Origin of the sequence: Okeania hirsuta (assembly GCF_003838195.1) — a bacterium.
Taxonomy (GTDB): Bacteria; Cyanobacteriota; Cyanobacteriia; order Cyanobacteriales; family Microcoleaceae; genus Okeania; species Okeania hirsuta.
On sequence record NZ_RCBY01000023.1, the window covers coordinates 34,544 to 55,349 of the forward strand.

Annotated in this window: 9 protein-coding genes; 7 read left to right on the forward strand and 2 right to left on the reverse strand. The window is 37.3% G+C overall.

Going from position 1 to position 20,806, the window contains the following annotated elements:
* Positions 1-263: 263 nt before the first annotated feature.
* Positions 264-2,414 (reverse strand): polyribonucleotide nucleotidyltransferase, encoded by a 2,151-nt coding sequence (locus D5R40_RS06375; protein ID WP_124144137.1) that lies wholly within the window; start codon positions 2,412-2,414, stop codon positions 264-266.
* Between the two features lie 861 nt (positions 2,415-3,275).
* On the opposite strand from D5R40_RS06375, the gene D5R40_RS06380 reads away from it, so the two are divergent.
* The 4 genes from D5R40_RS06380 to D5R40_RS06395 all read left to right on the forward strand — a co-directional run bounded on the left by D5R40_RS06380 (position 3,276) and on the right by D5R40_RS06395 (position 11,310).
* Positions 3,276-6,458 carry a sll1366 family intein-prone helicase gene (locus tag D5R40_RS06380; RefSeq protein ID WP_124154391.1) on the forward strand — a complete coding sequence of 1,061 codons (3,183 nt, stop codon included), beginning with the start codon at positions 3,276-3,278 and terminating at the stop codon, positions 6,456-6,458.
* Positions 6,459-7,017: 559 nt separating this feature from the next.
* The gene (locus D5R40_RS06385; protein WP_124144139.1) at positions 7,018-7,854 is read left to right on the forward strand and encodes an SWIM zinc finger family protein; all 837 of its coding nucleotides are present in this window, start codon (positions 7,018-7,020) and stop codon (positions 7,852-7,854) included.
* 372 nt (positions 7,855-8,226) lie between these two features.
* The gene (locus D5R40_RS06390; protein ID WP_124144140.1) at positions 8,227-8,988 is read left to right on the forward strand and encodes a DUF928 domain-containing protein; all 762 of its coding nucleotides are present in this window, start codon (positions 8,227-8,229) and stop codon (positions 8,986-8,988) included.
* A gap of 6 nt (positions 8,989-8,994) precedes the next feature.
* Positions 8,995-11,310, forward strand: a complete 2,316-nt coding sequence (locus tag D5R40_RS06395; RefSeq protein WP_338043146.1) for a CHASE2 domain-containing protein — start codon at positions 8,995-8,997, stop codon at positions 11,308-11,310.
* A gap of 377 nt (positions 11,311-11,687) precedes the next feature.
* On the opposite strand, the gene D5R40_RS34720 is transcribed toward D5R40_RS06395, so the two are convergent.
* Complete coding sequence (locus D5R40_RS34720; RefSeq protein ID WP_161564944.1) at positions 11,688-11,831, reverse strand: hypothetical protein; 144 nt, start codon at positions 11,829-11,831, stop codon at positions 11,688-11,690.
* Between the two features lie 1,037 nt (positions 11,832-12,868).
* Here D5R40_RS34720 and D5R40_RS06400 point away from each other — a divergent pair.
* The 3 genes from D5R40_RS06400 (at position 12,869) to D5R40_RS41880 (ending at position 20,722) form a co-directional block, all read left to right on the forward strand.
* On the forward strand, positions 12,869-15,895 hold the full coding sequence (locus D5R40_RS06400) for a two-partner secretion domain-containing protein (protein WP_124154392.1): 3,027 nt from the start codon (positions 12,869-12,871) through the stop codon (positions 15,893-15,895).
* Between the two features lie 295 nt (positions 15,896-16,190).
* Positions 16,191-20,204, forward strand: coding sequence for a two-partner secretion domain-containing protein (locus D5R40_RS06405; protein WP_124154393.1), 4,014 nt, complete (start codon positions 16,191-16,193; stop codon positions 20,202-20,204).
* A gap of 347 nt (positions 20,205-20,551) precedes the next feature.
* Entirely contained in the window at positions 20,552-20,722 is a 171-nt protein-coding gene (locus D5R40_RS41880) for a two-partner secretion domain-containing protein (protein WP_339379448.1), read from the forward strand.
* The last annotated feature ends 84 nt before the right edge of the window (positions 20,723-20,806 follow it).

Genomic DNA, 20,806 nt, shown 5'->3' on the forward strand with positions numbered 1-20,806 from the left:
TACCCATTTCTGAGGTTTTACTTTTGACTTGTAACTATCCTTAACTAGCTATTAGCTTTTAGCATTCAGTTAGCCTCTTGCAGAGGAACTGCCTCTTTTCCTACGGAATGCTGCGTAAACAGAGGATCTTTCCTATCGGAATGCTGCGCAAACGCTAATGTTAACAGCTTTTTGCAGCTCTGGGTTTAAATCCTCATTTCCATTCCGGAATGCTCCGCAAACGCACACATTTACTGCTGACTTCTGATTGCTAATTTAAGAACTCATTGCATTGCATTTAGTTTAGCAGCAGCAGCTTCATCTGGATGAATATTCAAACGAGTTAAATTCACCCGACCCTTAGCATCAATTTCTCGTACCTTAACAATTACTTCATCTCCAACTGCTAACTCATCTTCAACTTTACCAACACGATAATCTGCAATTTGAGATATATGAACCATTCCTTCCTTTCCTGGAAACACTTCCACAAAAGCACCAATAGGAATAATTCGAGTCACACGACCAACATAAACATCCCCAGCATTCAGTTTCTTGGTCATACCTTGGATAATATTGCAAGCTTGTTTCGCCTTTTCGCCATCAGTCGCTGCAATAGTCACTGTGCCATCATCATCAATATCAATTTTGACACCCGTTTCCTCAGTAATACCCTTAATAGTTTTACCACCAGGTCCAATCACTAAACCAATCATGTCTGGACTAATCTTAAATGTTAATAGTCGTGGTGCATAAGGTGACATATCTGGACGAGCTCGATCGATAGTACTAAGCATTTTCTCCAAAATATGTAACCGTGCAGGTTTAGCTTGATGAATTGCATCAGAAATCACTGTTAGAGGTAAACCTGTAATTTTCATATCCATCTGCAAAGCTGTGATACCACTATCAGTACCAGCAACTTTGAAGTCCATATCACCCAAGAAGTCTTCTATACCTTGAATATCTGTGAGGATACGAACTTCATCATCTTCTTTAATTAAACCCATAGCTGCTCCACTCACAGGTTTCGTAATGGGAACACCAGCATCCATTAAACCCAAGGTGGAAGCACAAACGGAACCCATAGAAGTTGAACCATTTGAAGAAAGCACTTCTGAAACCACTCGAATAACATAGGGAAAAATCTCTGCTGTTGGTATGACTGGGTTCAATGCACGTTCAGCTAGAGCACCGTGACCTATTTCACGACGACCAGGCGATCGTAATGGTTTAGTTTCCCCTACAGAAAAAGGAGGGAAATTATAGTGGTGCAGATAACGTTTTTCGTCCTGTGGATGTAAGTCGTCTGCTAATTCTTGAGCATCACCAGGTGTTCCCAGAGTTACAGCAGACATTACTTGAGTCAAACCTCGATTAAATAGAGAGCTACCGTGGACTCGTGGTGGCAAAACTCCTACCCGACAAGAAACAGGACGGACTTCATCCAATTTACGACCGTCAACCCGGATACCTTCATCAATAATTTGTTTACGCATCAGTTTTTTGGTGACACCCTTAAAGACATTCCCTAATGCCATACTATCTGATTCAATGAATACCTTTACAGGTTCCTCTTCAGGTAGTTCAGCGATCGCTTCTGCAATAGACTCTTTAATTGCATCAAGTTTTTCATCGCGCTGATTTTTATCCAAATCGTATTCAGATAATACCTGTTTGATCGACTCTGTTGCTTTGTCTTTGATATAATCTTCTAAAGTGGGGTCTACTTCCGGAGGTTCCGATTCAACAAGTTCAATACCCATTTCAGCAATAATTTCTCGTTGAGCTTGAATGAGGTCACAAACTGCTTCATAACCAAAATCAATTGCCTCAATAATATCTTGTTCCGGTAACTGATTTGCCCCTGCTTCTACCATAATCACCCCTTGAGGAGACCCAGCGACAACCAAATCTAAATCGCCATTTTTGACTTCACGGTAAGTTGGATTGATAATAAAATCGTCTCCTACCAAACCTACCCGCACTGCTGCCATTGGGCCATAAAATGGTAATTGAGCTAGTAATACTGCCACAGAAGCACCCGTCACAGCTAGCACATCTGGTGGCACCTCTTCATCCATGGACAAAGTTGTGGCCACAATTTGAATATCATTACGCAACCAGCTTGGAAATAAAGGGCGTAGCGGCCTATCAATCAAACGACCAGTAAGTGTCACCTTTTCTGGTGGGCGACCTTCCCTACGCAAAAAACCACCTGGAATTTTACCACCAGCGTAGAGTCTTTCTTCGTAGTCCACCAAAAGAGGTAGGAAATCTATTCCTTCTCTACCTTTGGAGGTGGTGGCCGTCACTAACACTGCTGTGTCTCCTGACTCTATCATCACGGCACCACCAGCTTGAGGCGCAAATAAACCAACTTTTAGTCTAATATCCCGTCCATCAAAGGATATGGATTTGTCTATCTCTTCCATCCAGTTTTTTTTCCTTCTCTAATCATATTATTCTTTCGCTTCTGTGGAAATCGTAACATTGTTAATGGGGCAATTGTAAGGAAGAAGGAAGAAGGAAGAAGGAAGAAGGAAGAAGTTAAGAAGGAAGAAGTTAAGAAGTAAGAGGGAATAAGTAAGAAGGAAGAAGGGTTTAGTTATCTACCAGAGTCAAGAAAAATCTGGCATTGTCTAAGTTTTAAGCTTTTGATATATCTGCGTCCTTTCCTTTACACATCTCCAAAAATTAAAAAAAAATTAAAAATAAAATGGAAGAAGCAGCAAGGGGTTTAGTTATCTACCACAGAAGGAACAATCTGGTATTTCCCTATTTTCTAGAGATGTCTATTAATTTCTACTACCTCTCGTAGAATTTTGATGAACAGAAACCGCTATAATACTTTTATTTTATAACCTTCTATATTCAATTACGGAGGCTGCATCCAGTTATTTTAACTAGGATGCCATTTTTGATTTCTATAGTTAAGGAACGAGTTGGTTAGGACTTATGTTGATGATGAATCGGATACAGAGAAAAGCTTTTGCCACGATTCACTATTCCCTGCTATAAAGTTTGATTATTCAACAATTTTTATTAGAAAATATTAGTAATCAAAATATAACCTTAAGCATTCAGCCGTCAGCTATTAGCTATCAGCTATTAATTTTGAGGGAAGGTAAAATAATTGAGAAATTGAAGCAGAATAAAAATTACTGTTACAGTCTCCTTCCTAAACCTTAGAAGTAATAATTCATTACTAATTGCTGATAGCTGACTGCTAATAGCTGTTTGCGCGGCATTCCGCAGGAAATGCTTACATATAACCTTTTTGATAGATATTTAATATGGCGATTTTACATGGTTTTTGGTTTGCTCAGTCTGAACAAGATAGTTATTTCTTTATTTGGGGAGAAACTTGGCGCAGAATTACAGAAGAGGATGCTGGTGAAACAGGAAAAATTACTAATAATCCTTATGCAATAAATGTAAATGAACTGTTAAATGTATGTCAGGATAAAATTAATTTATCTTTAAAAAACCAGAAAATCACAACAAACCAAACTTTAGCTATTCCCACAAAATCATTAGAATCTAGCCAAAAACTATACCCACTTCATTCTGCCAGTAATTTCTCAGAAACCACAGAAAAGTTATATCTTTATCCCTGGCAAATAGAAGGAATTTGCCTAAACCCTATACAAACAATAGAATTTTTACGCTCTTTTCCTCTGGGCAACATCACGGAATCTTTCATTGGGGCAGATTTAAGGTTTTGGTCTCATGTTGCAAGATGGAATCTTGACTTATTAGCAAGATGTAAATTTTTACCAACTATTGAACAACAATCAAATGAACAAATTTTTGCTATTTGGCAACCCTTACTTGATAGTGCTACAGACCAAAATCGACTGAAAAATTTTACTCTACAAATGCCTCTTGTTTGTCGCACATATCAACTAGATTGGCAGTCGCCTATTTCCTTAGAAAATCTACAAATAATCCCCCAAAATAACACTTCAAAATTACCAAACCTCAGAGCAAGTCAAGAACTACTCCAAGATTTCTTGCAAAAAACAATAGACACACAAATTAGACAAATATCATCCGAAATATCTCAAACAGAAATTTCCTCATTAAATCCGGTAATTAAACAATGGTTAAAATCCTTATTAGCCAAATCAGCTTTAAAATTACCTGCCACTAAAGAAACACAGCAAATTAGCAAAATACTTGAGAATTGGCAATCTCCCCTACAACAATATCAAACTACAGAAAATCAATTTATTACCTGTTTTCATCTTCATTCACCATCCAACAATTCCAAAGATTGGATTCTAGAATATTGTCTTCAGGCAATAGACGATCCAGAATTTTTAGTCGATGCCAAGACAATTTGGAAAAATCCTGTAGCAAGTTTCAACTATCAAGGAAGAACAATTAAATTTCCTCAAGAAACACTGCTAAGTGGCTTAGGTTTAGCATCAAGAATTTATCCAACTATTGAACCTAGTTTACAACAAGCAACTCCCCAAAGTTGCCAATTCACTCCACACCAAGCTTATGAATTTATTAAAAGTGGGAGTTGGCGGTTTACAGACAGTGGTTTAGGAGTGATTTTACCACCTAGTTTAGCTAATAGAGAAGGATGGGCTTCCCGCTTAGGTCTAAGTATTCGTGCCCAAGCTCCAAAAATTAAAAAAACTGAAAGACTAGGCTTAAAAAGTCTCCTCAATTTTCAGTGGGAATTGTCCATTGGAGGTCAGAAATTAACCAAAGCCGAATTTAATAGATTAGTTGCAAAAGATAGTCCCTTAGTAGAAATTAACGGCGAGTGGGTCGAACTACAACCCCAAGATGTGCGGGCAGCCCAAAATTTCTTTGCTAGTCGTCAAGACGAAATGGCCTTATCTTTAGAAGACGCTTTGCGATTGGCCACAGGAGACACTCAAGTTATGGAAAAGTTACCCGTCGTTAATTTTGAAGCTGGCGGTCAACTCCAAGAACTTCTGGACACTTTAACAAATAATCGTTCCTTAGAGGAAATTCCGACTCCAAAGAATTTTCGGGGCGAACTACGGCCTTATCAAGCACGGGGCGTAAGTTGGTTAACATTTTTGGAACGTTGGGGTTTGGGTGCTTGTTTGGCAGATGATATGGGTCTCGGTAAGACTATCCAAACAATAGCATTTCTTCTCAATCAACAAGAACAAGAATTACTAGAAGCACCCACATTATTAGTATGCCCAACTTCAGTATTAGGGAACTGGGAACGGGAAGTTAAAAAATTCGGACCAACCTTAAAAGTAATAGTACATCATGGTGATAAACGTGCCAAAGGTAAAGAGTTTCTCAAAGTAATTAAAGACAAACATTTAGCAATAACCAGTTACGCTTTATTGTATCGAGATGAAAAAACATTACAGACAATAAAATGGCAAGCAGTAATAGTTGATGAAGCTCAAAATATCAAAAATCCAGAGGCAAAACAATCTCAAGCTGTGAGAAAATTAGAAGCATCCTTTAGAATTGGTTTAACAGGAACTCCCGTAGAAAATCGCCTTTCAGAATTATGGTCAATTTTAGATTTTTTGAATCCTGGATATTTAGGAAAAAAACAATTTTTCCAACGTCGCTTTGCTATTCCTATTGAAAAATATGGAGATACAAATTCATTACAAACTTTGCGTTCTCTGGTGCAACCATTTATTCTACGTAGGCTCAAAACTGATAAAGATATTATTCAAGACTTGCCAGAAAAACAAGAAAATACTATCTTTTGCCCACTAGCAAATGAGCAAGCAAAACTTTATCAAGACATAGTTGAAACTTCCTTAGCAGAAATTGAAGCTGCTGATGGGATTCAGCGGAAAGGTAAAGTTTTAGCCCTATTAGTAAAACTCAAACAACTTTGTAATCATCCCGTACTTCTGCAGATTAAAAAAGGTAGTAGGAAAAAAGTAGAAATTAGCCATAAAAACTCAGGAAAGCTACAACGTTTATCTGCCATGTTAGAAGAAATAATTTCAGAAACAGAAAGAGCTATTATTTTTACTCAATTTGCCGAATGGGGAAAAGTTTTACAACCTTATTTGCAAGAAAAATTAGGTAGAGAAGTATCATTTTTATATGGAGCAACTCGCAAAAATCAAAGAGAAGAAATGGTAGACAGATTCCAACAAGACCCTCAAGGTCCACCAGTAATGATTCTTTCTTTAAAAGCGGGAGGTACTGGTTTAAATTTAACTCGTGCTAATCATGTTTTTCACTTTGATAGATGGTGGAATCCAGCAGTAGAAAATCAGGCTACAGACCGGGTATTTAGAATTGGTCAAACCCGGAATGTTCAGGTACATAAATTTGTCTGTACTGGAACTTTAGAAGAAAAAATACACGACTTAATTGAAAGTAAAAAAGAACTAGCAGAACAAGTAGTAGGTGCAGGAGAACAATGGTTAACTGAACTAGATACAGACCAGTTGAGAAACTTATTAATACTTGATAGAAATAAAGTAATTGAAGAAGAGTAAATTTGAGTTATTGAAAAATCAGGAGTCAGGAGTCAGGAGTCAGGAGTCAGGAGTCAGGAGAAAGAAAAGTGCTTTTCGGTCTTCAATAATTAATAATTAATAATTAATAATTAGGGTTTGCTGAAAAAGTCTTTTAGTAAGGGAAGACCCACCCCTAACCCCTCCCAGGAGGGGAGGGGAAGACAGGATAAATGGGAATGAGCGAGAAGGTAGGAGTAAGAATGGTCCCAAAATTTTTCTGCCCAACTATAAGCCTAAAATACGCTCCTTTTTGAGCATTAAGAGCTGAAAACCAGGTACTTTTTTCGACCCCAAAAAGGCACTTGTCTTTATCTGTCAATACTTTTCCTAATTAATAATTACCTCTCCTTAACTTAAAACTCAGACAACGCAAGATTTTTCCTTTTTACTTCTTACTTCCTCATCAAATTTGAGACTTAATTTCTTCCTTCTTCCTTCTTCCTTCTTCCTTCCTACTTACTCATCAAATTGGAGACTTAATTTCTTCCTTCTTCCTTCTTCCTTCTTACTTCTTCCTTCTTCCTTCTTAATAAAAAAAATGACTAACTATAACAACTCACAAAACGACAAAGAATGGTGGACTCAACAATGGATAGACTTGTTAAATTCTTATCGGTTTAAAAAACGATTAGAACGGGCAAGAAATTATGCCAGACAAGGAAACGTTCTGAGTCTAGAATTTAAAGACAAAGAAATTATTTCCCAAGTTCAAGGGACAGCTCCAGAACCTTATAAACAATCATTATGGTTAGATACTTTTAGTGATGAAGACTGGAATTATGTCATTGAAACAATGTCACAAAGAGCAATTTTTACTGCCAAATTATTAGCAGGAGAAATGCCTCAAAATATAGAAGAAGTTTTTGCTACTAATGGTTTAAGACTATTTCCATTTACCTTAGATGATATCCATGCTAAATGTGACTGCCCTGACAAAGCTAGAGTTTGTAAACATATTGCAGCAGTTTATTATATCTTAGGCGATCGCTTTAGTGAAGATCCATTTTTATTATTTCAATTACGCGGTCGTACCAAAGAACAAATATTAGAAGTTCTCCGGCAAAAACGCGGTCAAAGTGAAGAAGAAAATTCCACAATTAAAGAAAAAATTACAACAGAAAAAAACCAAAAAGCTCTAACTTCAGCAAATAAAGAATATGTAAATTTTGAGGATTTTTGGAAATACGATCGACAGCTAGATTCTTCCCTAGTAGTGATTACACCACCCCCAAGTAATGAGACAGTTTTAGATGTTTTAGGACCTCTTCCTTTGGGTACATCTGCTGATATTATTAAGGATAATTTTAAGAAGGTTTATCAAAATATTAGTCATCACGCAGTAATAACAGCCTTAAACCAGGGAGAAGATGGGTAAAAAAATCTACAATATGTTTAGATTAGAGTGAATATAAGCTAGCATTTACAAATGATGAAATATGAACAAATGATCGTGAATAGTCGAAGGTAATAAGATAGTTTTTGCTAAAATAAAAAAATAAAAATTATAGTTTGATAACTAAGAAGAAAACTCTGTATAGCAATGCTAAAAGTCTAAATATATTAATTACTATCCCTAAATAATTAGCAGTTCCCTTTTTTTCTAAATCATTCTATACAAACTTAATTGTAAGTTCGTTTTTCTATTAATTATCGACAATGAAAAAAAACTATATGTTATAATAAGATATAGTAGCTAAAAATAGCAATAGCTATATAACTTGAGTTTATACGGAGGTGATTTTTTATCATGTTTGTACGAAACTTTTTAGGACTTTCTTTAGTAGGTCTTTTAGTTTCAGCTCCTCCAGTCAATCACCCTCAAACTGCAAAAACTAAGGTGGAATCAAGGCCACAATTACAGGCAGTAACATTTCCACCAACAACTTCAAGAGGTGCGCCATCGAGAACTAGAGGAGCTGGGTCTCGCGGTCCTTGTAATCCAATAATTAAGCAAGAATTAAGCAACCTCACTGCTGTAGTACCAGAAAATAATATTGGTACAACAGTTAGTCCTAACCCAACTGTTTACCTTTATGTTCCTCAAAGTAGTAAACGAAAGGCAGAATTTGCTTTATTTGATTGGACAAATAGAGTCAGAGAACCAATATATAAAGTAGGTGTATCTCTGCCTCAGTCCGCTGGAATTATCAAAGTAAGTTTGCCAAAAACAGTTGAATTAGAAACTAATAACACTTATATTTGGCACTTTGGCATAATTTGCGATCCAGAGGAGCGTGCTTTAGATTATTATATTAATGGATGGCTAAGACGTACCCCTCTCAAGCCAGAAATAGAAGCTAAATTAAAAGAACTGCAGGAAAAACCACTAGAACTAGCTAAACTCTATGCTGAATCATCAGTTTGGAGCGAAACAATTACAACTTTAGAAAAATCTCGTGTTGCTTATCCTAATGCGTGGAAAGAACTGTTAAAATCAGTTGGGTTAGAGGACTATGCTGATAGTAAAATATTTGACTGTTGTCAGGAAATACAACCTGCTCAAAGATAATATAAATTGTTAGATTACCTAAAAGTTAAACATATTGAGAAACCATTAGTGAAATCTCATTATGATTCTCGTGGATCAACAGCTACATCATTAATTTGGCAGTGGCGCGGGGTGTGGATAACTACTCCCTGCGTAACTATATTGGTAATATTACTACGCTTAACTGGAATATTACAGCTATGGGAGTGGGGTACATACGACTTCTATATGAGAAATAGACCTTTACCTCCAAGGGACAAACGTATCGTAATTGTTGGTATTGATGAAGCGGATATAAGCAGAGTAGGTCAGGGAATAATTCCTGATTCAACTCTTGCCAAGTTGCTCAAAAAACTCAAAGCAATGGAACCCAGAGCTATTGGTTTAGATATTTACCGAAATTTACCTGTACCTCCTGGTTATCAAGAATTAGTTAAAGTATTTCAAAACACTCCTAATCTAGTTGGGATCCAAAAAGTAGTAGAGGATGATAGAGGAGAAGGAGTAGCACCACCATATGCTTTACAAGAAAAAGGACAAGTAGGAGCAAATGATACGCCTATCGATGCAGATAATAGATCTCGGCGAGGCTTATTTTATTTAGATAATCAAGATGGGGAAATTATTTATAGTTTTAGCCTGCATTTAGCATTACTTTATTTAGAAAAGGAAAATATTAAAGCAGATACAGTAGAGGGGACCGATCACTGGCGCGTAGGAAATCAGGTATTCCCTCCTTTTCAAAAAAATGAAGGTGGTTATGTCAGAACCGATGCTCGTGGGTATCAATTATTAATTAACTATAGAGGGCCGAGCGGTCATTTTGAAACTGTTTCTCTGACAGATCTACTTGATGGACAAGTCCCTCCAGACTGGGGACGCGATCGCATAATTCTGATTGGAGCAGTAGGAGAAAGCTTCAACGATCTATTCTATACACCCTATAGTAGTCATTTGTTAGCTCCACCAAGACCAATGACAGGAGTAGAACTACAAGCAAATTTTATTAGTCAAATTATTAGTGCTGCTCTAAATGAACGCCCCTTAATCAAAACTTGGTCTGAACCCCAGGAATGGTTATGGATTTTTATCTGGTCTGGAGTTGGAACCACAGTTACATGGCAGTGGCGAAATCAAACAAAAAAATTCTTGTCACTAACTTTATTGAAGAACCTAATCCTAGAAGCTGGAATCATTTTTCTTAGCACTTATATTATGTTTCTTTGGGGATGGTGGCTTCCTGTAGTGCCTCCTTTATTAGCAATAGTAGTTTCTTCATTTGTCATTACAGGTTATGTTGCTGGCACTGCTAGTCTGATTAGAAAAACTTTTGCTCGTTATCACTCCAATGAAATAGTCAAGAATTTATTGGAAAGTAAAGAGGGTTTAAAAATAGGAGGTAAGAGGCAATGTATAACTGTATTAACTTCTGATTTAAGAGGGTTTACGGCCTTTTCTGAGCAACTATCCCCAGAAAGTGTTGTAGAAATTATTAATATTTATCTCAAAGATATATTAAAAATCATCACTCAATATGGTGGTAGTATTGACAAGCTACTTGGCGATGGAATAATGGTTTTATTCGGCGCTCCCATAGTTAGGGAAGATGATGCACAGAGAGCTGTGGCCTGTGCATTGGCAATGCAGTTAGAAATGAAATCTATTAATCAAAAAATCAAAGCTCTAGGGTGGCCAACTTTAGAAATGGGTATTGGTATTCATACAGGGGATGCTGTAGTAGGAAATATTGGCTCTGAAGAACATACTGAATATACTGCTATTGGTTGGGAAGTTAATTTGGCTTTTCGCATAGAAAGCTATGCCACTGGAAATCAAATTCTGATTTCTAATGCTACTAGGGCAGCGGTCGGTACCTCACAATTAAGGATAGATAGTACGAAGGAAATTAAGCCTAAAGGTATTAGTAATCCAATTAATATTTATGAAGTGGGAGGAATTAGTGGTAAATATAATCTATTTTTGCCGAAAGAAGAGGAAATTCTATTACCGATAGAACAACCAATTCCTATCTTTTATTTAATTGTAGAAGGCAAACATATTAGTAATACTGTGTTTAAGGGAAAGTTAGTTAAGCTTTCTCAAAGAGGATCAGAGATAGAGATTAACAGATATGCTTCAGAAGATTCACTACCATTAATTCACAGTAATATCCAACTTAATTTATTAAATCCTAGCAATAAATCGTTTATGAGCGAGCATATTTATGGAAAGGTCTTAAAAGTAAAAGAAGCATCAAAGACTTTTTATATCCGTTTTACTTTCAAACCTCAGTCTGTTATAGAACAACTTGATAATTTATATCAATCTTCTTTACAGCGATAGAATTTAGTGTTAGACTGGGAGAGCGTAAATCAGGAGTAGGTTGGCTTGAAGAATGACAGGCAAAATTGACAAAAGTAGAGCTATAATTTGAGTTACCACACATAAAACAGGCTAGAGAAAAATTTTCAACTCTAGCTGTAGTAGTTATTATTAAACTATGAAATTATCAAAAGATAGCTGATTACATTAGGTCTAGATCTTCTAGTTAGTAATCGCTATCTTTAAAAAGATGAGATTTTTTTAGGTAGAAGAAGATGGTATGTCAATTTTTTATTCTTGGTGGTATACCTAAAGTTAAGACTAAATGTCTGTAATCAATAGCACTACTACTGTCATTACTTAATTACCACACACAGGGATCGTAGCCACTACATTAATTAACGACGACGACGACGACGGCCACCAGCTACAGAATCTAAATCCTTGTCAGTTAGCTTTTCCAATGTTGGCGGCTTGTCAGCAGTAGGCTTTTTCCAGATACTTTCTCGTTTTGGGTTTGGTTTTTGTTGTCTATGTGTCATTGTCTTTCTCCTAAGTAACTCTTTTAACTTAATCTAGGTTGGTATACTGTTGTATACTAACTTAGATAGAATTTAACTACATATCATATCTTATATTTTAACTTATAATTTACCCTTACCTCTATCGTATCCCACCAATAATTGGTTGAACCCCTGATCTAGTGAGTATTAAAAAAAAATTCATATTCTTAGTAATATTAACTAGGTACTGACAATCTGTATGTAAGTGGGTAAATATTGGCCATCCCGAATTAATTGAACTCATTTATAACTACGATACTATATGCAATCTATCCGGAACAGATAAATATTTTACAACAATATATATCCCTCTTTTTTGATCGCTCTTGCTGGAAAAAAATTTGAAAGGACAACTATTTATTAATTGAGGTTGCGATCGCTAAATCTAATACCAAATCTCAAAACGTTTGCTGTATATCATCTTCTTGAGTAATAAGGGAGATGGGCAGGTAGGGAGATGGTAATCAAATATAGCTAGGACTTATATTATGTCCAGTTGAATAGTTATAAGTTAGAAGCTCTCGTAGTTGGGCTTAAGTAAGAAGATAGATTAGGACTTACACACCTGCAACGTATTTTCGTAATGGCGACCGGACTGACAGAGAAGCAATCTCAAATCCTAGTTTTTCATACCTCATGGGTAAGTCTTGTAGATACTTCAAGGGCTAAAGTCTAACTACAAACAAAAATTTTTTGATCGCGTCAGCGGAACGGAGTTCTATCGTTAATTATCCGGACATGATATTACACACCTGCAACGTATTTTTGTCATTGCGACCGAGAGGGTTTGCGCAGGAGTCCGGAACGGATAGCAATCTCAAATCCTAGTTTTTCCTACCTCATGGGTAAGTCCTGATAGTATTATTCTTCAGAAATGGTACGAAGCTATCAGAAATTGGACATATTGTTTTTGGGTTGTGCTGCGCTTTACTCAACCTACTGAAATTTTAGATAGTATTAGATACTATAGGTTTTGTCTACAAAATAATAAATCTTAATTAAATTGGTAATTAGTTGTGAAATCCCATTCGTCCCTCTTCGTAGTATCACTAACTTTTTTCTTATGGAATTTTTTCAGTAACTGGAAAACTCAAGCAAATGCTCAGATAGTTCCAGATAACACCCTTGGTGAAGAAAGTTCTGTTGTCAATTCCATTGATGAACTGAAAGACCAAATTGAAGGAGGAGCTATTCGTGGCTCAAATTTATTCCATAGTTTTCAAGAATTTAATATCAGAGAAGGTAGAAGCGTTTATTTTATCAACCCTAACGGCATAGAAAATATTCTGACTAGAATTACAGGTAACAACCCCAGTAGTATTTTAGGCAAATTGGGAGTAGATGGCGGGGCAAATTTATTTTTAGTGAATCCCCAAGGCATTTTCTTTGGGCCTAATGCCAGTTTAGATATTCGGGGTTCATTTATTGCCACAACTGCTAACGAAATTAGACTGGGACAAAATGGACTCTTCAGTGCCACAGCACCTCATACAAGTAATTTATTATCAGTAGAACCCTCAGCCTTATTCTCAAATCAACTGGAGACTCAAGCTAGAGGAGCAATTATTAATCAATCGACACATATTAATCAATCAACACAGGAAGAAGTGGGTTTAGAATTGCCAGGGGAGCAGACCCTAGCTTTGGTAGGAGGAGATATAGAAATAGATGGGGGAAGAATCACAGTACCCCAAGGAAGAATAGAGCTAGGGAGTATAGGGAATAACTCTGTTGTCAGGTTAAATCCAAGAAACAAAGGTTATGATTTGGATTATTCAGAGGTCGATAATTTTCAAGATGTCAATATAGCTTCTGCTTTTATTGATACTCAAGGAAGTGAGGGTGGTGGTGATATTTCAATTCAAGGCAGACGTATTATTGTTACAGAACTTTCTGAAATTACAGGAGATACGAATGGATCGGAACCAGGAGGAAATATAGAAATTACTGCTTCGCAAGTAGTGGAAGTAGTTAGTAGTGAAATTTTTAGTGATGTCAGGGAAGAAGCTACAGCAAATGGAGGTAACATTGATATTGAAACTCAGCGTTTGATTCTCAGGGATGGCTCAGTAATTGCAGCAGAAACTTTTGGTGAAGGTAATGCTGGAAACTTAACAATACACGCAACATATATTGAAGCTAGAGATTTTCGAGTAGATGAAGAAGGTTTTCCTGTAACCAATTTTATAGCTAGTGGTGTTCAATTACCAGAGGTAGAAGGAAGAGTAGCAACAGGAGAAGGAGGAACTTTAACTATTGAGACTCAACGCCTCAGCTTACGAGATGGATCTCAAATAGATTCATCAACTGCTTCGGAAGGTAAAGCAGGAAGCTTAATAGTACGAGCAAAGGAAATTGAACTTATCGGTGTAGAGGATGTGTTCAGCAGCGGATTATTTGCCTCAGTTCAAGAAGATACGATTGGGGATGGAGGCGATCTCATTGTTGAAACTCAGAGCTTAAGTATACAGGATGGAGCATTAGTAGGCGTTTTTACTTTTGGTGCAGGTGATGCTGGAGAACTTAATATTAAGGCTAACGAAATTGAGGTAATTGGCCGTTCTGAGGATGGTAATTTCCCTAGCACTATATCTGCCACAGTAAGAGATGATGGCGAATTTAGATCCAGTGGTAATGGTGGAGAAATATCCATTGAGACTAATAGTTTAACAATCCGAGATGGAGCTACAGTTGAAGCTCGAACTGAGGCAGATGGAACAGCAGGAAGCATTGCTATTCGAGCCAATAATAACATTACTGTATCTGGGTTTAGTTCCATTTCTGGTGATTCTAGCGCCATTACTGCTGGTACAGAGTCAGGTGCAACTGGAAAGGGTGGTAGTATAGAAATTACTACTCCTATCCTGAATATTGACAATGGAGCATTAATTACGGCAAGAAGTAAAAGTGATTTTGACGGAGGTAATATTTCTCTGAATATCAGCACTTTAAATCTCACGGCAGGCGGCCAAGTTATTACCTCTAGTTTTGGCAGTGGCAATGCAGGTACAATAGAAGTAAGTGCCAGTGATCGTGTCTTGATATCAGGTATAGATCCCAATGTTAATGAAAGAGAAGAATTGGGAATGATGACAACTGATAGAGAAATAGAAATCGGCGGTAGTCCAGAAAGCGCGATCGCTTCTCGTGCAACAGATAGTGGTGATGCGGGTTCAGTTACACTCAATACACCCCTACTCAGAGTGGAAGACCAGGGTATAGTGACTGTTAGTAGTTCCGGTGCAGGTGTAGCAGGTTCGCTGAATATTAATGCTCCATCAATTGAATTGAACAATGGTACTCTGGCAGCAGAAACTAACGCTGGAGACGAAGGTAATATGACGATCAACTCCTCAAATATCAGTTTAGAAAACAAAAGTTCGATTACTACCAGTGCTGGGGGGAGTGCTACGGGAGGTAATATTACTATTGATACTACGTTTATTATCGCTAGAGATGGTAGCCAAATTAATGCTAATGCTGTTGAAGGGCAAGGTGGTAATATTAATATTACAGCTGAGGGATTATTTTTTGACAACAGCAGCAGTTTGACTGCTAGTTCAGCATTAGGAATTGATGGCACAATTGATGTCAACACTCAAGTGGACCCCACTCAAGGGGTGGTGACATTATCTCCTGAAGTTGTGGATGCGGAGTCTGTGGTAGCACAAAACCTATGTTTACCAAATCAAGATCGAATAGCAGGCAGTAGCTTTGTCATTACAGGTCGAGGGGGTCTACCACCAAATCCTACTCAACCTTTAACAGTATTGAGAGGGGTAGTAGATTGGGAAACTGGCGCGAAAAAAACGACATCATCAGAGATAAAGCAACAAACTGTATTAGTTTACCAGAGACAACAGAGTAAAAAATTACCAGAAATTCTTCAAGCTCAAGGTTGGGTCATGAATACATCCGGTAATATTATCCTGACAGCTACTTCCCCCACTGTAAATACAGGTAGTTTACAATTAATTCACCCAGGTTGTTATCTGTTAGAGGGAACAGGGAACAGGGAACAGGGAATAGGGAGGAATAGTTGACAGTTTCTGGATAATAATTGATTTGATTTTTGATTGTGGGAGATATCTATTAATTATGTAATTAAATATAAATATCCTAACTTATTGGCAAAAAAACCCTACCTTCCTACCTTTGCAGAGATACGGTTAGGACTTCTATATAGCAAGGAAAGAGTTGGCGTTTGACAGAGATTGATGATGAACCTGAGACGCCAGAAATGCTTTTACCACTGTTCCCTGTTCCCTATTCCCTGTTCCCTATTCCCTATTCCCTATTCCCTATTCCCTATTCCCTATTCCCTGTTTAATAATAATTATGAAATTAAAATCTCTACCAATTTTGCTCAGTTCAACATCAGGAATATGGCTAATTTTATCTAGTTTATTTTGCCAAAATCAGGGAAATACTCAAATAATTCCCGATCAAACATTAGGGAAAGAAAATTCAGTTATTAATTCCATAGATAGATTAAAAGAGCAGATAGAAGGTGGAGCAATTAGAGGTTCAAATTTATTTCATAGTTTCCAAGAATTTAATGTTGGAGAAAATCGAAGTGTTTACTTCACAAATCCAGCAGGAATTGAAAATATATTAACAAGAATAACAGGTAATAATGCCAGCAATATATTAGGAAAATTAGGAGTATTAGGAGCAGCAAATTTATTTTTAGTGAATCCTAATGGTATATTATTCGGACCTAATTCTAGTCTAGATATTAGCGGTTCATTTATTGCTACAACAGCCGACGAAATTAGATTAGGAGAAAATGGTTTATTTAGTGCTACTAATTTTCAAAATAGTAACTTATTATCAATAAAACCTTCAGCTCTATTTTTTAATCAAATAGCCAGTCAAACTCAAGGAAATATTGTCAGTAAATCAACTGCAGAAGAAATTGGTCTACAAGTACCATCTGGAGAAATTTTAGGATTAATAGGAAGGGAGGTAATTATTGACAGTGGAAAACTGACAACAGAACAAGGAAGAATAGAAATAGGCAGCGTTGGAGATAACAGTTTAGTCAGATTAGAAAACACCAATAATTATACTCTTAATTATTCAGAAGTAGAAAACTTTGAGAATATACAAATCAAGAATGGTGCTGTTGTGGATGTAAGTGGAGAAGGTAGTGGTGATATTCAACTCCAAGGTAGACAAGTAAGCATCACAGGAGGTTCAACTATTGTAGCTAATACTTTAGGTAGTGAACCAGGAGGCAGCATTTCATTAATATCTTCCGAATTATTGGAAGTAACAGAAAGCTTTGTGAATGCTGATGTAGGATTTGCTGCAACTGGCAGTGGGGCAACCATTACAACTAATGCTCCACGTTTAATACTCACAAGTGGAGGACAGATAAGTACAGCTACATTTGGCACAGGTACAAGCGGAGAACTGACAATAAACGCCAATGAAATAGAAGTTATGGATATATCAGCAGATGGTCAAAATCTCAGTGGCATATTTACAGATGTATTACCAGGAGCAACAGGTAGAGGTGGAGACATAACAATTAATACTCAAAACCTCAAGCTTTTCAATGGGGGACAACTGGGAGCCAACATTTTTGGTGCAGGACAAGGAGGAAATTTAACTGTTAACGCCACTGAAATAGAAGCCTCTGGTACTATTGTTTTTGAAACAACTGTTCCTCAGCAAGAACTCCTGTTAGAATCTCTCAATGGTCAATTTCCCAGTGCAATTTTAGCTCTAGTTATACCGGAAGCTACAGGAAATAGTGGCAAATTAACAATTAATAGCGATCGCATAGTATTACGCAAGGGAGCGCAAATAGGAACTGGTACATTTGGTGCCGGAGATAGTGGAGAACTAGCAGTTAAGGCAAGGGAAATAGAAGTCAGCGGTACTTCTGAAGATGGTTTTCTGCCAAGTAGCTTTTTTACTTCAGTTTTATTAGGTGCCACAGGTAAAGGTGGAAATCTTACTATTGATACTCAGTCTCTAACTCTACAAAACGGAGGACAAGTAAGAGCTGGTACATCTGGTGTAGGAGATAGTGGAGATGTAACCATAACAGCAAAAGAAATTAACTTACAAGGTAGTTTTGCCAACGATCTTTTTATCTTACCTAGCATTATTCAAGCTGCAGTTGAAGATTTATCACCTATAGATCCATTGGGTATTGGTAGTGGTGACGGTGGTCAAATATTGATTACAACAGACCGTCTGACTCTTGAAGGTGGAGCTACAATTAGCGCTCGTACTGAAGGAGAAGGTAAAGGTGGAAATATAGAAATTAATGCCACCGATATTGAGGTAAATAACAGTTCCATTACTGCTGATAGCAATGAGAGTGCAGCAATAATTAGAAATGGAGATGGAGGAAATTTAACAATTAATACTCAAAATCTAATGTTGACAAATGGAGGCTCAATTTTAGCATCTACTTCCAGTGAAGGTAAGGGAGGAAATATAGAAATTAATGCCACTGAAATAGAAGCAGTAGGTATTTCACCAGATGGTCAGTTTCTCAGCGGTATAAATAGTCAAGTTGCATTAGGATCTACAGGGGATGGTGGCAACTTAACTATTTCACCAGATGGTCAGTTTCTCAGCGGTATAAATAGTCAAGTTGCATTAGGATCTACAGGGGATGGTGGCAACTTAACAATAGATACCCAACGTCTAATACTACGAGACGGAGCAATAATTCAAGCAGCAGTCTTCAGCTCCGGTCAAGGAGGAAGCATTACAGTAAATGCAAAGGAAGTAGAGCTATCAGGTAATGCTACCAGTGAAAATTTATTCCCAGAAATATCATCTCTAATTCAAAGTATAAATGGCCAAGTTCCTAGTGGTTTGTTGACAACTGTTTTACCCGGAGCAACAGGAAATGGTGGAAATTTAGCAATTAATACTCAAAGTCTACGGTTAAAAGATGGAGGGTCAATAGGTACTGGAACATTTGCTCAAGGTCAAAGTGGAGATTTAACAGTACGAGCAACAGAAATTAACATGAGTGGTACTATTCTTAGCGGTCAACTCCCTAGTAGCTTGTTTACTTCAGTCTTTGATGAAGCTACAGGCAATGGCGGAAATTTAACTGTTGACACTGAACGCTTGAGTTTAAGAAATGGTGCTCAAGTCAGAGCAGGTACATCTGGTGTAGGAGATAGTGGAGACTTAAAAGTAAGAGCAACAGAAATTGAACTCGTTGGTCGTGCTGAAAATGGTGAACTTCCTAGCAGTATTCTTGCTAGTGTAGAAGACTTAAGAAATTTGTCTCTGGGAGTAGGTAGTGGAGATGGAGGCAACGCATTCATAGAAACAGAACACTTGACAATTCTAGATGGAGCTGAAGTCAGCGCTAGTACCTTTGGAGACGGCAAAGCAGGAAATTTGACGGTCAGTGCCACAGAAAATATTACTCTATCTGGAGTAAATTCAATTTCTGGTGACTCCAGCACTATTACTGCTCGCACCCTTGGTAATGGCAATGCTGGGTCTATCAATATTAATACACCGAATTTAAGAGTGGAAGACCAAGCGATCGTTACCGTTAGTAGTTCTGGTAATGGGGTGGCAGGTTCCCTCAATATTAATGCTCCATCCATTGAACTCAACAATGGTACTCTGAGTGCGGAAACTACAGCTGGAAACCAGGGTAACATTACTATACAAGTTTCAGATATTAACCTAGAAAATAATAGTGCAATTACTACCAACGCTACAGAGTCTGCCACAGGTGGAGATATTAATATTGATGCACAATTTATTGTTAGTTCGGACAATAGTAATATTAGCGCCAATGCCATAGAGGGTCGAGGTGGTAATATTTCTATTAATGCAGAAGGGGTGTTTCTTGACGCTAGTAGCAAAATTACTGCCACCTCAACTTTGGGCATTGACGGCACAGTAGATATTAATACTCAAGTAGACCCCACTCAAGGAATGATCAGATTATCTGCTACAGTCATAGACCCTCAATCATTAGTGGCCAACAATATATGTGCCCCAACTCAAGCTCAAAAAGAAGGTAGTTCCTTTGTAATTACAGGTCGAGGTGGTCTACCACCAGATCCAACTCAACCATTAACAGTATTAAGAGGAATGGTCGAATGGGAAACAGAAACATCCGGGTATACAAGTGGTGTGATCAGAGATGATAAACAACCTGTTGTAGTCTACCATCGCTCAGAAGTCGAGAAGTTGCCAGAAATTCGTCAAGCTCAGGGTTGGGTCATGACTAAAAGTGGTACTATTATACTCACTACTACTGTAACTACTGTCAACTCAGGTGGTTTACAGTTAATTCATCCTAGTTGTTATCTATTTTCACCTGTGGCATTTGGAACTTTTTCTGATTAATTATTTGCTCTTATTTTTGATAGCGAATATGAACTTAAATTTTTCTGATAATATCAAATCCGGTAGCATCGGTGTAATTAGATAGTTAATCTAGGAGTCAGGAGTCAGGAGTCAGGAGTCAGGGGGGAAGAGAATGCGCGAAACATTTGCTCTTGGATGAAGATGAAAAATTTTTTTATACCGAACCCGAGCGGATTTGATATAACTGGATAAATACTACCTCTAGTACCATTCTATTTCTGGCTATATTTTTTTCTCAAAAATCTGTTAATTCTCAAATCATTCCAGATCAAACATTAGGCAAAGAAAATTAAGTTATTAACAGTATCGATCAATTAAAAGAACAGATAGAAGGTGGAGTAATTAGAGGTGCAAATTTATTTCATAGTTTTCAGGAATTTAATGTTGGGGAAGGTCGCAGCGTCTACTTCACAAATCCAACAGGCATTGAAAATATATTACTCCCTTCCCGCCAAAAGATTACCTATTTGATCATCATCAAAACTACATTATTTTAATTCAGGGTTGATGATGACTAATATCATGTCCGGTTGAACAGTTATAAATAAACGACGAAGGAGTCAGGAGACAGGAGACAGGAG

Coding starts and splice junctions, on each gene's coding strand:
- D5R40_RS06385 (WP_124144139.1), top strand. CDS start 7,018: ATGACTAACTATAACAACTCACAAAACGACAAAGAATGGTGGACTCAA.
- D5R40_RS34720 (WP_161564944.1), bottom strand. CDS start 11,831: ATGACACATAGACAACAAAAACCAAACCCAAAACGAGAAAGTATCTGG.
- D5R40_RS06380 (WP_124154391.1), top strand. CDS start 3,276: ATGGCGATTTTACATGGTTTTTGGTTTGCTCAGTCTGAACAAGATAGT.
- D5R40_RS06375 (WP_124144137.1), bottom strand. CDS start 2,414: ATGGAAGAGATAGACAAATCCATATCCTTTGATGGACGGGATATTAGA.
- D5R40_RS06405 (WP_124154393.1), top strand. CDS start 16,191: ATGAAATTAAAATCTCTACCAATTTTGCTCAGTTCAACATCAGGAATA.
- D5R40_RS06390 (WP_124144140.1), top strand. CDS start 8,227: ATGTTTGTACGAAACTTTTTAGGACTTTCTTTAGTAGGTCTTTTAGTT.